Genomic DNA, 17,932 nt, shown 5'->3' on the forward strand with positions numbered 1-17,932 from the left:
TCAGAAGCTGCGTGGCAGTTCGAGCAAATGCTCGGCCACGTAGGACAGGATCAGGTTGGTGGAAATCGGCGCCACCTGGTACAGGCGCGTCTCGCGGAATTTGCGCTCCACGTCGTATTCGCAGGCGAACCCGAAGCCGCCGTGGGTTTGCAGGCAGGCATTGGCCGCTTCCCAGGACGCCTTGGCCGCCAGGTACTTGGCCATGTTCGCGCTCGCGCCGGCATTCTTGCCGCTGTCGTATTCCTCGCAGGCACGCCAGCGCATCAGGTCTGCCGCTTCGATCTCGATATGCGCTTCGGCAATCGGGAACTGCACGCCCTGGTTCTGCCCGATGGGCCGGCCAAACACCACGCGGTCGCGGGCATAGGCGCTGGCTTTTTCAACGAACCAGCGACCGTCGCCGATGCATTCGGCGGCAATCAGCGTGCGTTCGGCGTTGAGGCCGTCGAGGATGTATTTGAAGCCCTTGCCCTCCTCGCCGATCAGGCTGTCCAGCGGCAACTCGAGGTTGTCGAAGAACAACTCGTTGGTCTCGTGGTTGACCATGTTGGCGATGGGCTGCACGGTCAGGCCGTTGCCGATGGCTTCGCGCAGGTCCACCAGGAAGATCGACATGCCTTCGGACTTTTTCTTCACCTCGACCAATGGCGTGGTGCGCGCCAGCAGGATCATCAGGTCGGAATGCTGCACCCGCGAGATCCAGACTTTCTGGCCGTTGATCACGTATTTGTCGCCACGCTTGATCGCGGTGGTCTTGATCTTGGTGGTGTCAGTGCCGGTGGTGGGCTCGGTCACGCCCATGGACTGCAGGCGCAACTCGCCGCTGGCGAGCTTGGGCAGGTAGAAGCGCTTCTGCGCTTCGCTGCCATGGCGCAGCAAGGTGAACATGTTGTACATCTGGCCGTGCACGGTGCCGGAGTTGCCGCCGCAGCGGTTCACTTCTTCGAGGATCACCGAGGCCTCGGCCAGGCCCAGGCCGGAGCCACCGTACTCTTCAGGGATCATCGCCGACAGCCAGCCGGCGTCGGTCAGCGCCTTGACGAACGCTTCGGGGAAGCCTTTCTCTTCATCGATCTTGCGCCAGTAGGCCGCATCGAATTCTGCGCACAAGGCGCGCACGCCTTCGCGGATGGCATTGAGTTCTTCATTGTCATTGGGGTTCATGTAACGGCTCTCCGCCTGTTGTTCTTGGATTATTCGAAATGCACGTGGGCTTGCTGCGCCAGGCCTTCGGCGTTGCCGGCCCATAGCTGGGCCACGCCGGTTTCGGTCACGCGGCCCCCCACTTCGAAGGGTTGCGGCGCAATCAACGGGCGTACGCCGCGATAGGCAAAACGGCGCAAGGTAGCGTCGGGGTGGGCTCGGCAAAATGCGCGCAGGCTCAAGGTGGCAATCAGCGGCCCGTGCACCACCAGTCCCGAATAGCCTTCGGTGCCGGTGACATAGGGATAGTCGTAGTGAATACGGTGGCCGTTGAAGGTCACGGCGCTGTAGCGAAACAGCAGGGTTGGCGTGGGGTCGATCGCTTCACGCCATTCGCCCTGCTCCAGCGCCTCACCGCTACCTGGTTTGGGCGGCGTGGGTTCGCGGTAGACGATGTCCTGTTCTTCGCGGATCGCCAGGCGGCCCGCCTGGGAGTAGTCGTGGCGTACGGTGACGAACAGCAACGAGCCGGTACGCCCGGTCTTTTCTTCTACCTGGGTGATGGTCGACACGCGGGTCGCCGCCTCGCCGGCACGCAGCGCATGAATGAACTCGATACGCCCGCCGGCCCACATGCGATTGCGGTTGTCGGCCGGCGGCAGGAAGCCGCCACGGGCCGGGTGGCCGTCTGCGCCCAGCGCGGTTTCCGGCAGCGGGTCCTGGAAGAAACACCACTGCCACAGCGGCGGTATGTCCGCGCCATCCGCGGGCACCGCGTCGCCGAACGTGGCGGCGATGCGTTTGAGCAGGTTATGGCTGAGGTGGTCGTGGGCGGTCTCGCTTCGGCCGATCCAATCGGTGGCGCTCATCGGGTGCAGGTCCTCGGGCAGTGAGTGTCTGCCCCGGATCATGCAAGCGCGTGCCCGTTCTGAGAATTTGCATTTCAATAAACCAGCGTTCGGTTATGCTGAACGCCAAACACCCTCTGTAGGCGCTGGCTTGCCAGCGATGGCGGTGTGTCAGGATGACCGCGATCGCCGGCAAGCCGGCTCCTACAGGTTTAAAATGCCACGGAGCCTTGCATGCACTTCGATCTGGCCGACCTGCGCCTGTTTATCCATATCGCCGAATCCCCCAGCCTGACCCAGGGTGCCAAGCGCGCATTTCTCTCACCGGCGGCCGCCAGTGCGCGGATCAAGGCCCTCGAAGGCCAGCTCGACACTCGCCTGCTGTACCGCGACAGCCGTGGCGTGGAGATCACTCCGGCCGGTGAGCGCTTGCTGCACCATGCGCGGCTGATCATGCGCCAGGTCGACTATCTCAAGAGCGAATTCACCCAGTACGGCGTGGACTCGGCCGGGCATATCCGCATCTTCGCCAACACCACGGCGGTCACCGAATTCTTGCCGGAAGTGCTGGCGGGTTTCCTGTCGCAACGGCCCGGCGTCACCGTCGACCTGCAGGAACGCCTGTCCCGCGACATCGTGCGCGGCGTGCTCGATGGCACCAGCGACATGGGCATCATTGCCGGGCCTGTGGAAGCGGCGGGTTTGCAGGTGCTGCATTTCAGCACGGATGAGCTGGTGTTGATGGTGCCGGTCGGCCACCCGCTGGCGGAGCAAGCGTCGGTGACGCTGGAACAGACCCTCGCCTACCAGCATATCGGCCTGCATGAAGGCAGCACCTTGCTGAGCTTCTTGCGCGAACACGTCGAGCGGCTCGGTAAACATTTGTCGCTACGGATTCAAGTATCCAGCTTCGAGGCGATTTGCCGGATGGTCGAGGCCGGCGTGGGCATTGGCATCATTCCGGAGTCCGCCGCCGTGCGCCACAGCCGCACCATGCAACTGGTGGCGGTGAAGCTCGATGAGCCCTGGGCGATTCGCGAACGCAGCATCCTGGTGCGGGAGCTGGAGGCGTTGCCCGGCACCATTCGTGCGTTGATTGCCACGTTGATGCCGGAAAACGCCTAAGCTGGACAGTCACCTTGCCAAAGGAGTCAGCCCATGCAGCTCGAAGGATCCTGCCATTGCGGCGCCGTCACGTTCAGCCTCGACAGTGCCCATCCTTACCCTTACCAGCGTTGCTACTGCTCGATCTGTCGCAAGACCCAGGGCGGTGGCGGTTATGCGATCAACCTCGCCGGCGATACCAAGAGCCTGAAGGTGCGCGGGCGCAAACTGATTTCGATCTACCACGCCAGGCTCAAGCCCGAGGGCGCCAGCCGTGCCCACGCGAGCACCGCCGAACGGCACTTCTGTTCGCAGTGCGGCAGCGCCTTGTGGTTGTTCAGCCCGGAGTGGCCGGAGTTGATCCACCCGTTTGCCTCGGCCATCGACACGCCGTTGCCAGTGCCGCCGGAGCATACGCACCTGATGCTGGGGTCGAAGGCGCCGTGGGTGGAAGTCACGTTGCGCAAGGGTGACCTGCAGTTCGATGAATACCCCGAAGAGTCCATCGCCCAATGGCATGAGCGCAATGGCGTGACCCGTTAACAGTCTTTGACAGTTTCTCGACAAAGCTGCCAAAGACCTCTGGGCATCGCGCCCCTAGCATTCGAGCATCCAAACCACCTGTCGGGTGCTCTTCATGCTTCGCACATTGCGTGGTATTCCGTTACTCGGTTGCCTGTTGGGCAGTCTCGGCTGCCACGGGCAGCCACCTGCCCCGCCGCCGATTCCCAAGGGCGACTACAGCGCGATCATCCGCTACCTGCAAACTCGCATCCCCCAAGAGATGGCCCGTGCAAACGTGCCCGGCCTGTCGATTGCGCTGGTCAACGGCCAGGAGTTGATCTGGGCACGCGGGTTCGGCATGGCCGACAAAGCCATGGGCCTGCTGGTGACGCCGAACACTGCCTTCCGCGCCGGAGCGATCTCCAAGCTGTTCACCGCCAGTGCTGCCCTGCAACTGGTGGAACAGCAGCGGCTGGCGCTGGATGCACCGATCCAGCAGACCCTGCGTGAGTTCTATGTGCGCTCGCGCTTTCACGTCGACCAACAGGCCGCCGACCGCGACATCACCTTGCGTCGCCTGCTCAGCCATCAATCCGGCTTGCCCAGTGAGCACCTGCGCGACCTGCGCAACCGCTTCGCCATGGGGCAGATGCCGATGCGCCTGTCGGGCATATGGCTGAGCACACCGCCCGGCACGCAGGTGGCCTATTCCAACCTGGGTTATGCGCTGGTGGGCGCGGCCATCGAGCGCAGCAGCGGCAAGGACTTTGAAACCCAGTTGCAACACAGCCTGCTCACACCGCTGGAAATGAGCCACGCGAGTTTTGTCGGCACCGCTGCGCAATCGGCCAATCGCGCCCAGGGCTATCAGGAAGGTGTCGCCAGCACCGACGCCCAAGTGCGCGACCTCGCCGCCGGCGGCTTGTGGGCCAGCCCCAAGGACCTCAGCCATTACGTGCAGATGCTGTTCGCCAAGGGCCTCTACAAGGGCAATCGGGTGATGGCCAGCCGGTCCATCGATGACATGTTCACCCAGCAGAACACTGGCAACGCCCTGGATTTCGACTGCCAGATCGGCCTGGGCTGGTTCCTGGCGCCGTGCGGTGACGAGCCGATCGCGCCCGGCGTGCGCAGCTACCAGCACAGCGGCGGTGGCGATGACTTTGCCGCGCAACTGACCGTGCTGCCTGACCAGCAACTGGCGGTGATCATCATGGCCAATGACAGCAATGCCGAAGACCTGGTTGCCACACTGGCCACCGACACCCTACGCCTGATGCTCCAGGCACACACCGGTGAGCGGATGTGCAACGACGACTGCCAGGCACCCCGCCATGGGCTCAAGCTGCGCCAGGTGCCGGCCGCCATCGACCGCCAGCGCCTGGCCGGGTTCTACGCGACCGCCTGGGGCGTGTTCCGGATCAGGGACGACGCCAATCGGCTGCGGGGCGAGTTGGCCGGCTACGACTTCGAACTGCTGCGTGACGATCAGGGTTGGTTGCGCGCGCAGAAAAAAGTCCTCGGTTTCTGGCTCAAGGACCTCGGCGAACTCGGCCGCGTACAACTCGACATGATCACCGTGCAAGGCCGGCAGATACTCACTGCGCGCAGCCACGGCCAGCGCATCGCCATCGGCGAACGCATCGACCCGCCACCGCTGCCCACGGCCTGGGCCGATACCGTCGGCACCTATCAAGTGCTCAACACCCACGAGCCCGACGCACCGTTGAGCGGCATCAGCGTGCGCCTGGAAGAAGGCTTCCTGGTGATTCGCGGCCAACTGCATGACGAGCCGCTGACCGACTACATCCTGCTGCCCGTGGACAACGCCCATGCCGTACTCGCCGGCAACGGCTATGGCCTGGGCGACACCGTCAGCCGCCAGGTCAACGGCCTGAGCGCCTCGGGCTACGCCTTCAAACGTACCCATCCACCCCTGAGTTTCTGATCCCCATGAAAGCCCTGATGCCCTCCAAACACCTCTGCCTGTCCATCACCTCACTGTGCTTGCTCGCAGGCGCCAACCCAGTGCTGGCCGAGGACTGGACCTACACCCTCAAGGCCGGCGTTGCCAACCTGCCACGCTACAGCGGCAGCGACGAGCGCATGACCGCGCCCATGGTCGGCGGCGCCGTCGTCAGCCCATGGGGAATCTTCCTCGACACCGACAAAGGCCTGGGCTGGGGCTACGAAGGCAATGCCTTGAGCTTCAGTGCCTACGTCGGCGCCAGCGCCTCACGCAAGGACAAGAACGAGTCAATGCATGCCGGCTCCAAGCGCCTCAAGGGCATGGGCGAAATCAAGTCACGCCCGCAAGTGGGCGTGAGTGCCAGCTACAACCTCGGCGGCGCAATTGTCGGCGCCACCCTGGAACATGCACTCAAGGAAGATGACCACAAAGACAGTGGCAAGGCGTTCACCCATTTGGAACTGAGCCTGGGCACGAACCTTTATGAAGGCCGCTACGGCTCCGTGGATGCCAGCCTCAGCAGCCATTTTGGCGACCGCGACTACCTGCAGACCTGGTACGGCGTCACCACCGGCCAAGCCGCCCGCAGCCGCTTCAAAGCCTACAAGGCTGGCGCCGGCAACATCAGCAACGGCCTGAACCTGTCGTGGAGCCTGCCCATCAGCGAACACACTCAGTTCTCGACCTTGCTGGACGTGCAATACCTGGCGGACGAAGCCGGCAAGAGCCCCATTGTGGAGCGACGGTTGCAGACTTCAGTGATGGGCGTTTTGGAATACACCTTCTGACCTGATAACCCAATCAAACACTGCAGGCGCTGGCTTGCCAGCGATAGCGGATAAACATTCAGCCCCGTCCTTGAATGAACGATCGCCATCGCTGGCAAGCCAGCGCCTACAGTTAGATCGCGGGGCAACAGTTAGAGAGTGGTCGGCTGTCAGGCCGCCTTCGCAGCAAGCCAGCGACTACAGTTACTCGGCATACGCCCAAGTCATCCGAAACGAGGCCCCGCCCCATTCCGAATCCAGCACTTGCACCTGGCCGCCGTGCCACTGCGACACCCGCTGCACCAGCGCCAGGCCCAGGCCGAAGCCGCCGGTACGGCGGTCGCGGCTAGCGTCCAGGCGCATAAAGGGCTGGAAGATCTTCGCCCGGCCTTCCTCCGGCACACCGGGGCCGTCGTCACACACCCGCACTTCATAGCCGCTGCCGAACTTGATCAGCGACACTTCGACGCGGCGGTCGGCATAGCGAATGGCGTTGCGCAACAGGTTGATCACCGCGCGTGCCATAAAGCGTGGCTCGATCTGGATAAAGTCCACCTCGCAGGTGCGCAACGACAGCTGGATGCCGGCCGCCTCGGCCTCCAGGGCCACGCTGCCGATCACACTGTCGAGCCAACTGTGAGCCTCGATACGCTCGCGAGTGACCTGGGTGGCGCCGCGCTCCAGGCTGGCGTAGGTCAGCAGTTCGGAGACCATTTCTTCCAGCTCGCCCAAGTCGGCGTACATGTCGGTGATCAATTCACCGCGCTGGCGCGGGTCGGTTTGCTGCTTGAGCTGGTCCAGTTCGAACGACAGGCGCGCAATCGGCGTGCGCAGTTCGTGGGACACCGCGTTGGTCAGCTCGCGCTGGTTGGCGATCAGGCTTTCGATGCGCTCGGCCATCTGGTTGAAGTGCCCGGCCAGCTCGCGCACGGTGGAGCGGCGTGGCAGCAGGATGCGTGAACCGAGGTCGTTGTCACCAAAACGCTGGGCGGCCAGGCGAATATGCTCCAGGTCGCGCCAGTGCGGGCGCACCCAGAAATACAGCACGATCGCCAGGCTCAGACCCAGCAGGCTGTAGGCCCACAGGTACAACCATTTCGGCTCATCGGGCAGCTTGATATTCAGCAACTGCGGGCCGCCATCGATGTTGGCGATGAATTCCATGAAGTCGCCGCGCACCACCAGCTTTCCCGCAGCGAGCAGCTGTTGCTCACGCTGACTCAGCGCCAGGTCATCGCGCTGCACCAGTTTCAGGTGCAGGCCGTAATGGGGTTGCAGTTCGCTCAGCCGTGCCTGGCGAGCATCGCCCGGCAAGGGCCGCAACTGCTCGACCAAGCCATAGGCCGGCCCGCGCAGGGCTTCGCGGTTATAGGTTTCATTGGCTTCGGGCAGCAACTCATCGAAGGTGTAGTTGACCAGCCAGATCGCCCCCGCCAGGCCCAGCGCCAGGATGATGTACAGGCGAATGTAGAGCCGCAGCATCTAGACCTCCCACGCGAACGGGTTGAACAGGTAACCCTTGCCCCAGATGGTCTTGATGCACACCGGCTCGCGGGGATTGTCGTTGAGTTTGCCGCGCAGTTTGCTGATGTACACATCGACGCTGCGGTTGAGGCCGTCAAACGCAATACCGCGCATGCGGTTGAGGATGTCATCGCGGGACAGGATCGTGCCCGCGTTACTGGCCAGCAACCACAACAGCTCGAACTCCATGGTGGTGAGGTCGATCTTGTCATCGCCCAGGCTGACCACCCGGCAACTGCGATCGATGGCCAGCCGCCCGAAGGCCAGCGACCCGCGCACCGTCGGCTCCGGCGCCTGGCGGCGTTGCAGGGCACGCAGGCGCGCCAGCAGCACCGGCGGCTTGATCGGTTTGATCACATAGTCGTCGGCACCGGACTCCAGGCCGAGGATATGGTCCAGGTCGTCTTCCTTGGCCGTGAGGATCACGATAGGCGTGTCGGACACCGAACGGATCCCACGGCACACATGCAGGCCGCTCTGGCCGGGAAGCATCAGGTCGAGCACGACGATCTTCGGCCTGAAATCCAGGAACGCCGCCAGGGCCTCATCGCCGCGATGCTCCACGCGCACCTCGAAACCGTGCTGCGACAGGAAGTGCGCGATCAGCCCTGCCAGCTTTTCGTCGTCCTCGACGAGCAATACCTTGCCCAACCCCAGGTTTTCCATAAGTTCTCAGTGTGCAGACGCGGATTGAAGAGCGGGCATTATAGGTGGCAAGCTGGGCAACTAAAGCCGCAGGCCTGCACTGGCCGACGAAGCTTCATGCTTTTAAGAGTTTTTAACAAATAACCTGCAATCTTTAACGCCAACTACAGGGAGTTGTATGCGCAAGGATTACCTAGCGTTCTTTGTTTCGCTGTTCCTGTCGCGGCTGGCGGACCAGATCCTGCTGTTTATCGTGCCCTTGATCGTGTTCCAGACCACCCAGAGCGTGGCCTGGGCCGGGCTGGCGTTTTTTGTCGAGTCGCTGCCGCGTTACCTGGCGTTCCCGGTGTGCGGCGCATTGTGCGACAAGTTTGCGCCGGTGCGCATCCTGCATATCAGCCAGGTGTACCGGGCACTGGCCTGTGCCGTGGCGGTCGCCTTGTACAGTGTGTTCGATGGCATCTACTGGATCGTGCTGCTCTCGGCGCTGTGCGGCGTGCTGACCACGCAGGGCATCATGGCGCGGGAAGTGCTGATGCCGCATATCTTCGAGCAGTACAGCTATGCCAAGACCCTCTCCTATTCGCAGATCGCTGACCAGGGCGGGCTGGTGCTGGGGCCACTGGTGGCGGCGCTGATGCTGGAGCTGTGGGCCTGGCACTGGGTGGTGCTGGGGGTGGCCGGGCTGTTTTTGCTGGCAGACCTGGCGATGCGAGTGTGGCAGCGCTCCAGCACGGTCAGCCTGGAGACCTTCGAGCAGCACCGGGATATCTGGCTGCGACCGCTGAAGATTGCCTTCGGGCATATCCGCAGCCTGGCGGAATTGAAGCGGATCATCACGTTGGCCGTGGGTGTGAACCTGATCATCGGTGTCACGCTGGCCACGTCTGCGGCGATGGTGACAGGCCAGTTTGCGCAGGATAAGGACGCCTATGCCGCGCTGCAGGCGGCGGGCGCCCTGGTGACGATCGGGATTCTGTTCTATCTGGCGCGGGCCGGCCTGCCGCTGAAGGTGATGGGCGGGTTGTCGTATTCGATGATCGGGGTGGGCGCGCTGATCATGGCGATCAGCCCTGGCGTGTGGCTGTATGCCGTGGGTTTCCTGCTGGTCACCGGTTTCGACAAGATGTTCAACGTCTACCTGCGCAGCACCCGTCAGCGCGTGATCCCCGTGCAGGACTTTGGTAAGACGGTGGGCGTGATCACCCTGCTCAATAACCTGCCGCAACCCTTGGCGGGCCTGGCGATTGCGCTGCTGGCAGCGCCGTTGGGTACACAGGCGGTGATCCTGCTGCTGGCCGGGATCACCGCGTTGCTAGGCGTGGCCGTGGCCTCAGGCTGGCACGCCACTGTGAAAGCGGAACTCGATGTCGGGTGACTCGATCAGTTCCTGCTCGGCCGCCCTCACCCGCTCGATCACTTGGGCAATGTCCTTGGCGTCGCCGTACTGGTACGCCAACTTGAGGTACCCCTGGAAGTGCCGCGCCTCGCTTTTCAGCAGGCCGAAGTAGAACTTGCCGAGTTCTTCGTCCAAATGCGGCACCAGCGCTTCGAAACGCTCGCAACTGCGCGCCTCGATAAAGGCGCCCACCACCAGCGTATCCACCAGTTTGACCGGCTCGTGGCTGCGCACCACTTTGCGCAAACCAGAGGCGTAACGCCCGGCATGCAGTTGGCGCAGCTCGACCTTGCGCTTTTTCATCAGGCGCATGACTTGCTCGTGGTGCACCAGTTCTTCGCGGGCCAGGCGCGACATCATGTTGATCAGGTCGACATGGCCGTGGTACTTGGCGATCAGGCTAAGGGCGGTGCTGGCGGCTTTGAATTCGCAGTTCTTGTGGTCGATCAGCAGGGTCTCCTGATCGGCCAGCGCGGCCTGGACCCAGGCATCAGGGGTGCGGCAACCGAGGAATTCGTGGATTTCTGGCAGGTTCATCGGGCTCACGGGCAAAAGGATCACAAAAGGCCGGCGATTATACCGACCCCGCTGCAGACCACCAGCCGCTGGCCTTGATGTGCATCAACATGACGTGCGCCAGCCAGCAACTATAGTTGTTCCAGCCCCCGCCTTTTTTGGAGATCCCGATCATGCAAGCCATCCGCAGCATCCTGGTGGTCGTCGAGCCCGAGCATTCGGAGAGCCTGGCCCTCAAACGCGCCAAGCTGATCGCCGGGGTCACCGGCGCGCACCTGCATTTGCTGGTCTGTGACAAGAAGCATGAGCACTCGGCGCTGTTGGCCCTGCTGAAATCGGGTCTGCAGGAAGACGGCTACAGCGTCAGCACCGAGCAGGCGTGGAATGACAGCCTGCATGAAACCATCATCGACGTGCAGCAGGCCGAGGGCTGTGGGCTGGTGATCAAGCAGCACTTCCCGGACAGCCCACTGAAAAAAGCCCTGCTGACACCGGCGGACTGGAAGCTGCTGCGCTACTGCCCGACGGCGGTATTGCTGGTCAAGACGGCGACGCCGTGGACGGGCGGCGTGATCCTGGCGGCAATCGATGTCGGCAATACGGATGGCGAGCACCGTTCATTGCACAACTCGATCATTGACCATGGCTTCGATATCGCCAGCCTGGCCAAGGCTCAGTTGCACGTGATCAGCGCCCATCCGTCGCCGATGCTGTCGGCAGCGGACCCGACGTTCCAGCTCAAGGAAACCATCGAGGCGCGCTACCGCGAGCAATGCAAGGCGTTCCAGGCCGAGTTCGATGTGGACGACTCGCACCTGCATATCGAGGAAGGCCCGGCGGACGTGCTGATCCCCTTCGCCGCCCACAAGTGGCAAGCGGCGGTGACGATCATCGGTACCGTGGCGCGCACCGGGATTTCCGGGGCACTGATCGGCAATACGGCGGAGGTGATTCTGGATGCGGTGGAGAGTGATGTGCTGGTGCTCAAGCCACAGACGCTGATGGATCACCTGGAAGAACTGGCTACCAAGCCCTGATACCGAACCTTGCGGCAATGAAGATCTCCCACATTTGGATGTGTGTTTTTAGCCTGCAAACGCATCCTTGAGGAACCTCGGCGCGATATACCGCTGGTAATGCGCCTCGGACAGGATAAAGAACTCCCGATCGATCGCATCGCGCAGGTCCGGCAACGGCCAGTCGCGAAACTCGGGCAAGAGCACCATGCCGTAGGCCTCCAGGTGATTGATCACCCGTGCCCCACGAGCGATCAACTGGTAGGCCCAGCAGTACTCGGACTGGTGCGGCACGAAGCGAATCTTGCGCTGTTCCAGCTGGCCGCGCAGGGTCTTGGGGTCGAAAACCTCCAGTTTGCCGGCCATTACCTGCACCAACAACTGCTCCAGGCGTAGCCAGACCGCGCGTTTTTCTTCTTCGTTATAGCCGTTCCACTGGATCACTTCGTGGTGGAAGCGCTTGCAACCGCGGCACACAAGATCGCCGTAAACCGTGGAGCACAGGCCGACGCAGGGGGTCTTGATGGTTTGGTTGGACATGGGCAACGACACGCAGATCAGCAAACAGTGCGCCATGTTAGCCCTTTGTCTAAGGTTGATCACCCAGCAAACTTGGTTAGGCAACTTACCTTTAGAATTTTTTTGCCGTAGAATCATCCGGCCTTGTAAGGCGCCAATAATCCGCTGGAAGCTGTTTTCAAAGCGTCACGAGCACAGTCGTTCCTTCAGAACGGTGTTGGTGCGGTGTATGACTCGGTAGGTCAACCCCGCGCCAACCCTCATCAGCCCCGTTCTGCAGGCGTAAAACTTTGAAAGCAGCTTCTGTGAGGAATGCCGGCAGCGCTGGCTTTGCGGCCCAAAAAGCCCCCGAGCGCATGCGTGCCGTTCATTTCTGGATGAGCGTCCCGTGGGACCACTGATGAGGGTAATAACTGTGCTTGAAGCCTACCGCAAACATATCGAAGAGCGTGCAGCCCTGGGTATCGTTCCCCAGCCGCTTAACGCCGAACAAACCGCAGGCCTGGTCGAGCTGCTGAAAAATCCCCCGGCTGGCGAAGAAGAATTCCTCGTTGACCTGATCACCAACCGCATTCCACCAGGCGTTGACGAAGCTGCCTACGTCAAGGCCGGTTTCCTGTCTGCCCTGGCCAAGGGCGAAGCCACTTCCCCCCTGATCGACAAGAAACGCGCTGTTGAACTGCTTGGCACCATGCAAGGCGGCTACAACATCGTGACTTTGGTCGAGCTGCTGGACGACGCCGAGCTGGCGCCCGTCGCGGCCGCCCAACTCAAGCACACCCTGCTGATGTTCGATGCGTTCCATGACGTGGCTGAAAAAGCCCGTAACGGCAACGAGCACGCCAAAGCCGTGATCCAGTCCTGGGCTGACGGCGAGTGGTTCCGCAACCGCCCTACCCTGGCCGACAAGATCAGCCTGCGCGTCTTCAAGGTGACCGGCGAAACCAACACCGACGACCTGTCCCCTGCGCCTGATGCCTGGTCCCGTCCAGACATCCCGCTGCACGCCCTGGCCATGCTGAAAATGGCCCGTGAAGGCATCGTGCCGGACGAGCAAGGCAAGACCGGCCCGATGAAGCAGATCGAAGAGATGCGCGGCCAAGGCTTCCCGATCGCCTACGTCGGTGACGTGGTCGGTACCGGTTCCTCGCGTAAATCCGCGACCAACTCCGTGCTGTGGTTCTTCGGCGACGACGTGCCTTACGTGCCGAACAAGCGCGCTGGCGGCTTCTGCTTCGGCAGCAAGATCGCTCCAATCTTCTACAACACCATGGAAGATGCTGGCGCACTGCCAATCGAGTTCGACGTCACCAACATGAACATGGGCGACGTGATCGACCTGTACCCGCACGCTGGCAAAGTCTGCAAGCACGGTACCGACGAAGTCATCACCACCTTCGAAATGAAGACCCCGGTACTGTTGGATGAAGTTCGCGCCGGCGGCCGTATCCCGCTGATCATCGGTCGCGGCCTGACCGACAAGGCGCGTGCCGAACTGGGCCTGGGCCCTACCGACCTGTTCAAGCTGCCTGAAGCGCCTGTCGACACCGGCAAAGGCTTCACCCTGGCACAGAAAATGGTCGGCAAGGCGTGCGGCCTGCCAGAAGGCAAAGGCGTGCGTCCTGGCACCTACTGCGAACCGAAGATGACCACCGTGGGTTCCCAGGACACCACCGGTCCAATGACCCGTGACGAACTGAAAGACCTGGCGTGCCTGGGCTTCTCGACCGACCTGGTGATGCAGTCGTTCTGCCACACCGCGGCCTATCCAAAGCCGATCGACGTGACCACCCACCACACCCTGCCTGACTTCATCATGACCCGTGGCGGTGTATCGCTGCGTCCAGGCGACGGCATCATCCACAGCTGGCTGAACCGCATGCTGCTGCCGGACACCGTGGGTACCGGTGGTGACTCCCACACCCGTTTCCCGATGGGCATCTCGTTCCCGGCCGGTTCCGGTCTGGTCGCGTTCGCCGCAGCCACTGGCGTAATGCCACTGGACATGCCGGAATCGATCCTGGTGCGCTTCAAAGGCAAGATGAAACCTGGCATCACCCTGCGTGACCTGGTTCATGCCATTCCTTACTACGCGATCCAATCGGGCCTGCTGACCGTAGAGAAGAAAGGCAAGAAGAACGCCTTCTCCGGCCGCATCCTCGAAATCGAAGGCCTGAACGACCTGACGCTGGAACAGGCTTTCGAACTGTCCGACGCCTCGGCTGAACGTTCGGCTGCCGGTTGCACCATCAAGCTGTCGAAAGAGTCGATCACCGAGTACCTGAACTCCAACATCACCCTGCTGCGCTGGATGATCGGTGAAGGCTACGGTGACCCGCGCACCCTGGAACGTCGCGCCCAAGCGATGGAAGCCTGGGTTGCCAACCCTGAGCTGATGGAAGCCGATGCCGACGCGGAATACGCCGAAATCATCGAGATCGACCTGGCCGACATCAACGAGCCGATCCTCTGCGCACCGAACGACCCGGACGATGCCCGTCTGCTGTCCAGCGTTGCCGGTGAGAAGATCGACGAAGTGTTCATCGGTTCGTGCATGACCAACATCGGTCACTTCCGCGCTGCCGGTAAGCTGCTGGAGCAGGTCAAGGGCCAGCTGCCAACCCGTCTGTGGCTGTCGCCGCCGACCAAGATGGACGCTCACCAACTGACCGAAGAAGGCTACTACGGCATCTACGGCAAGGCTGGCGCGCGCATGGAAATGCCAGGCTGCTCGCTGTGCATGGGCAACCAGGCACGTGTAGAGCCGAATTCGACCGTTGTGTCGACGTCGACCCGTAACTTCCCGAACCGTCTGGGTGACGGCGCTAACGTCTACCTGGCTTCGGCCGAGTTGGCGGCAGTGGCGTCTACCCTGGGTCGCCTGCCGACCGTCGAAGAGTACATGGGCTACGCGGCGAAACTGGACACCATGGCCAGTGACGTCTACCGCTACCTGAACTTCGACCAGATCGCCGAGTTCCGCAAGATCGCAGCAAGCGCCAACATCCCGGTGATTCAAGCCTAAGGTGTTGATGTGAGGAAGCGCCGCGTATCGTGAGGTACGCGGCGTTTTTTTATGCCTGGGATATGGGTGAGACCGGGTACATATCCGTTATTTGGGTAACGGCCGCTTATGGTTCCGCTCTTACAGCGGGTCACTTTTAGAAGAGCGGCAAAAACGCTTCGCCCCAACACTCGGCACCTCGCCTAGGCTCGGTATGCCCGTAATCCGACAGTGATTTGGGGGGTGCCTAAGATCAAAATCAAAAACAAGAGCACAGCGGCCTGACAGCCGGCTTGAGTGGTGTGGAGCAAAGGCAAGGGCAAACGCGGTCGTGTAGGAGCCGGCTTGCCGGCGATGGTCGTTAACGATGATGGGGGTACAACTGGATAAACGCGGCGATCTCACGTTTTTCGCCGGCAAGCCGGCTCCTACAAGGGACCGCGTATCCACGATGCGAAGCGAGTCGCTCTTGATCTTGATCTGAGGCGCCCCGTCAAACACGCTGGCCGAACGCAGGCTTTGGAGCGTGGGTAACCCGGCAGGACGCCGGGTTAGCCGCGCTGGGCCAAGGATGGCCCATCGCGGCGGCCCACGCTCCAAAGCCGGAGTGAGGGCATGCCGAGCCTAGGCGAGGCACCGAGTGTTGGGGCGAAGACCTTTTGCTTACTTTTGGGTCTTTCCAAAAGTGAGCCGCTGTAAGAGCGGAACCCTAAGTGGCCGTTACCGCAGCAACGGATATGTACACCCGCTATCGCAAGTAAGGTGCAGTCAGACAGACCACACCAACCTCAAGCAAAAAACGAATAAACCACCGCACTGATCGCCACCAACCCCACCGCCGTGACAAACACATTGGACGCCTGCCCACGGTACTTGGCCATGGCCGGCACCTTACGGATGGCATACATCGGCATCAGAAACAGGATCGAAGCAATGATCGGACCGCCCAGCGCCTCAATCATGACGAGAATGCTTGGGTTCAACGTGGCAACGATCCAGCACACCACCAGCATGAACGCGGCCGTCATGCGGTCCAGACGCTTGGCGCTCGGACGACGACCGGTCTTCAACACCAAACCCTTGAGGCCTTCGCTCGCACCGATGTAATGCCCCAGGAACGACTTGGCAATCGCCACGAACGCGATCAACGGCGCTGCAAACTCGATGGTTGGGTTATTGAAGTGGTTGGCCAGGTACGACAGGATCGACAGGTTCTGCGCCTTCGCTTCGGCCAACTGCGCCGGCGACAGGGTCAGCACGCAACTGAAGACGAAGAACAGCACCATCGCCACCATCAACAGGTGCGCGCGGGACAGTATCTGCGAGCTGCGCTCATCGGCGTGAATGCCGTACTGGCGCTTCTGGTCAACCGCAAAGGCCGAGATGATCGGCGAATGGTTGAACGAAAACACCATCACCGGGATCGCCAGCCACAGGGTATTGAGCAACGCGGACGGCGCCGGGACTACGCTGGCGGTGCTGAGAATGCCACCGTTCCAGTGCGGAATCAGGTACACCGCCAGGAACAGCAAGGCGACGATAAACGGATACACCATCAGGCTCATGGCCTTGACGATCACTTGCTCACCGCAACGCACCACGGCCAGCAGACCAAGGATCAGCACGAACGACAGGATCACCCGTGGCGGCGGTAGGATATGCAGTTGATGTTCCATGAAGCTGCTGACCGTGTTGGTCAACGCCACGCTGTAGATCAGCAGGATCGGAAAAATGGCAAAGAAGTACAGCAAGGTGATCAGCGCACCGGCCGTGATGCCGAAGTGTTCTTCCACCACGTCGGTGATGTCGGAGCCTTCACGGCCGGACAGGACGAAACGGGTCAGGCCACGGTGGGCGAAGAAGGTCATCGGGAAGGCCAGCAGCGCCAGGATCACCAGTGGCCAGAAGCCCCCCAGGCCTGCGTTGATGGGCAAGAACAGCGTGCCGGCGCCAATGGCGGTGCCGAACAGGCCAAGCATCCAGGTGGTGTCCTGGCGGCTCCAGCTCGTGAGGGTTGCAGGTGTCGTTGCATAGCGTTCGTCGACGCTATTGGCCTGATCATTCATCCAGTCGGATCTCCGCATTTACACGGCCGGGACGAGTCAGAAAAACCTGACAGGCAGCGCCCCGACCATAGAAGGGGCCGGATTGTCCGGGATTCTTCTGAATAAGCAAAGACTTAGCTGAGGAACGGTGGTGCGGTGCAGACACACAGGCGCAGCTGTGAACGGCGGTTTTCGCGGCTCTTGGCGCCATGTCGAATATACATTCCCGCACAAATCTATTTTAGAATCGCGCCCGATCCTGTAGTTTTCAGGCTGCGTCCGTCGATTATCCAGAGAGCCCCGTCATGCCTCGCGTTTCCCGCAAACAAGCTGAACTCAACCGCGAAATCATCGTCGACGCCGCCACGCACCTGTTTCGTGAGCGCGGGCTGCACGGTATCAGCCTGTCGGACGTCATGGCCGCCGCCGGCCTGACCCACGGCGGCTTCTACGGGCACTTCGCCTCCAAGGAAGCCCTGGCCACCGAGGCCTGCCAACAGGCGTTCGAGGTGGCGAACCTGGGCTGGCAGGCCAAAATCGACCGCAGCGAAGATCAGCAGGCCGCCCGCCAGGCGGTGCTGGGCCCTTACTTGACCGCCTCTCACCGCGACAATCCCGGCGACGGCTGCCCGGTCTCGGCATTCGCCCCGGACATGTGCCACGAACCCGCCGACACGGCCTTGCAGCACACCTTTATAGAAGGCGTGGAGAAATCGCTGGAGGTCTTTGCGCAACTGGAGGACAAGGATCGCCAGGCCATGCTGGCCCAGTACGCGATGATGGTCGGCGCCGTGACCCTTGCGCGTGCGACACGAGGCAATAACCTGTCGGATGAATTCCTGGTTGCTGCACGAAATGCCCTCCTGCCCGTTGACAGCCCTTCCTCCGTCCCAGCATGATCGGGCCATGAACCTTATCCCGCTCGCCCT

The 17,932-nt window shown here is 61.9% G+C and carries 15 protein-coding genes; 8 read left to right on the forward strand and 7 right to left on the reverse strand.

The window, feature by feature from the left end:
* Both BM70_RS0120625 and BM70_RS0120630 read right to left on the reverse strand, forming a co-directional pair.
* Complete coding sequence (locus BM70_RS0120625; RefSeq protein WP_025857751.1) at window positions 1–1,164, reverse strand: acyl-CoA dehydrogenase family protein; 1,164 nt, start codon at window positions 1,162–1,164, stop codon at window positions 1–3.
* Window positions 1,165–1,193: 29 nt separating this feature from the next.
* Complete coding sequence (locus BM70_RS0120630; RefSeq protein ID WP_025857752.1) at window positions 1,194–2,012, reverse strand: MaoC family dehydratase N-terminal domain-containing protein; 819 nt, start codon at window positions 2,010–2,012, stop codon at window positions 1,194–1,196.
* Window positions 2,013–2,225: 213 nt separating this feature from the next.
* On the opposite strand from BM70_RS0120630, the gene BM70_RS0120635 reads away from it, so the two are divergent.
* From BM70_RS0120635 to BM70_RS0120650, 4 genes are all read left to right on the forward strand, one after another.
* Complete coding sequence (locus tag BM70_RS0120635) at window positions 2,226–3,116, forward strand: LysR family transcriptional regulator (protein ID WP_025857753.1); 891 nt, start codon at window positions 2,226–2,228, stop codon at window positions 3,114–3,116.
* Window positions 3,117–3,149: 33 nt separating this feature from the next.
* Window positions 3,150–3,638 carry a GFA family protein gene (locus BM70_RS0120640; RefSeq protein ID WP_025857754.1) on the forward strand — a complete coding sequence of 163 codons (489 nt, stop codon included), beginning with the start codon at window positions 3,150–3,152 and terminating at the stop codon, window positions 3,636–3,638.
* 94 nt (window positions 3,639–3,732) lie between these two features.
* A complete protein-coding gene (locus tag BM70_RS0120645; RefSeq protein WP_025857755.1) occupies window positions 3,733–5,547 on the forward strand; it encodes a serine hydrolase in 1,815 nt (604 codons plus the stop codon).
* Window positions 5,548–5,564: 17 nt separating this feature from the next.
* Complete coding sequence (locus BM70_RS0120650) at window positions 5,565–6,356, forward strand: MipA/OmpV family protein (protein ID WP_081782105.1); 792 nt, start codon at window positions 5,565–5,567, stop codon at window positions 6,354–6,356.
* Between the two features lie 183 nt (window positions 6,357–6,539).
* Here the strand turns inward: BM70_RS0120650 and BM70_RS0120655 are convergent, their stop codons facing one another.
* Together BM70_RS0120655 and BM70_RS0120660 are read right to left on the reverse strand one after the other, a co-directional pair.
* Entirely contained in the window at window positions 6,540–7,817 is a 1,278-nt protein-coding gene (locus BM70_RS0120655) for an ATP-binding protein (RefSeq protein WP_025857757.1), read from the reverse strand.
* On the reverse strand, window positions 7,818–8,525 hold the full coding sequence (locus tag BM70_RS0120660; protein ID WP_025857758.1) for a winged helix-turn-helix domain-containing protein: 708 nt from the start codon (window positions 8,523–8,525) through the stop codon (window positions 7,818–7,820). It abuts the gene before it with no gap.
* Window positions 8,526–8,682: 157 nt separating this feature from the next.
* Here BM70_RS0120660 and BM70_RS0120665 point away from each other — a divergent pair, with 157 nt between their 5' ends.
* Window positions 8,683–9,882, forward strand: coding sequence for an MFS transporter (locus BM70_RS0120665; protein WP_025857759.1), 1,200 nt, complete (start codon window positions 8,683–8,685; stop codon window positions 9,880–9,882).
* Here BM70_RS0120665 and BM70_RS0120670 read toward each other — a convergent pair.
* Window positions 9,838–10,440, reverse strand: a complete 603-nt coding sequence (locus BM70_RS0120670) for a tRNA-(ms[2]io[6]A)-hydroxylase (protein ID WP_025857760.1) — start codon at window positions 10,438–10,440, stop codon at window positions 9,838–9,840. The genes BM70_RS0120665 and BM70_RS0120670 overlap by 45 nt on opposite strands.
* A gap of 152 nt (window positions 10,441–10,592) precedes the next feature.
* Between BM70_RS0120670 and BM70_RS0120680 the strand changes: the two genes are divergently transcribed.
* A complete protein-coding gene (locus BM70_RS0120680; RefSeq protein WP_025857761.1) occupies window positions 10,593–11,456 on the forward strand; it encodes a universal stress protein in 864 nt (287 codons plus the stop codon).
* A 48-nt stretch (window positions 11,457–11,504) separates the two neighbouring features.
* On the opposite strand, the gene BM70_RS0120685 is transcribed toward BM70_RS0120680, so the two are convergent.
* Window positions 11,505–11,975: a DUF1289 domain-containing protein gene (locus BM70_RS0120685; protein ID WP_025857762.1), complete on the reverse strand. Its 471-nt coding sequence runs from the start codon at window positions 11,973–11,975 to the stop codon at window positions 11,505–11,507.
* Window positions 11,976–12,369: 394 nt separating this feature from the next.
* Here BM70_RS0120685 and acnB point away from each other — a divergent pair, with 394 nt between their 5' ends.
* On the forward strand, window positions 12,370–14,979 hold the full coding sequence (gene acnB, locus BM70_RS0120690) for a bifunctional aconitate hydratase 2/2-methylisocitrate dehydratase (protein ID WP_025857763.1): 2,610 nt from the start codon (window positions 12,370–12,372) through the stop codon (window positions 14,977–14,979).
* 767 nt (window positions 14,980–15,746) lie between these two features.
* On the opposite strand, the gene BM70_RS0120700 is transcribed toward acnB, so the two are convergent.
* A complete protein-coding gene (locus BM70_RS0120700; RefSeq protein ID WP_025857764.1) occupies window positions 15,747–17,024 on the reverse strand; it encodes a serine/threonine transporter in 1,278 nt (425 codons plus the stop codon).
* A 284-nt stretch (window positions 17,025–17,308) separates the two neighbouring features.
* Between BM70_RS0120700 and BM70_RS0120705 the strand changes: the two genes are divergently transcribed.
* On the forward strand, window positions 17,309–17,902 hold the full coding sequence (locus BM70_RS0120705; protein ID WP_025857765.1) for a TetR/AcrR family transcriptional regulator: 594 nt from the start codon (window positions 17,309–17,311) through the stop codon (window positions 17,900–17,902).
* Window positions 17,903–17,932: the final 30 nt, after the last annotated feature.

The organism is Pseudomonas sp. CHM02 (assembly GCF_000612585.1).
Taxonomy (GTDB): Bacteria; Pseudomonadota; Gammaproteobacteria; order Pseudomonadales; family Pseudomonadaceae; genus Aquipseudomonas.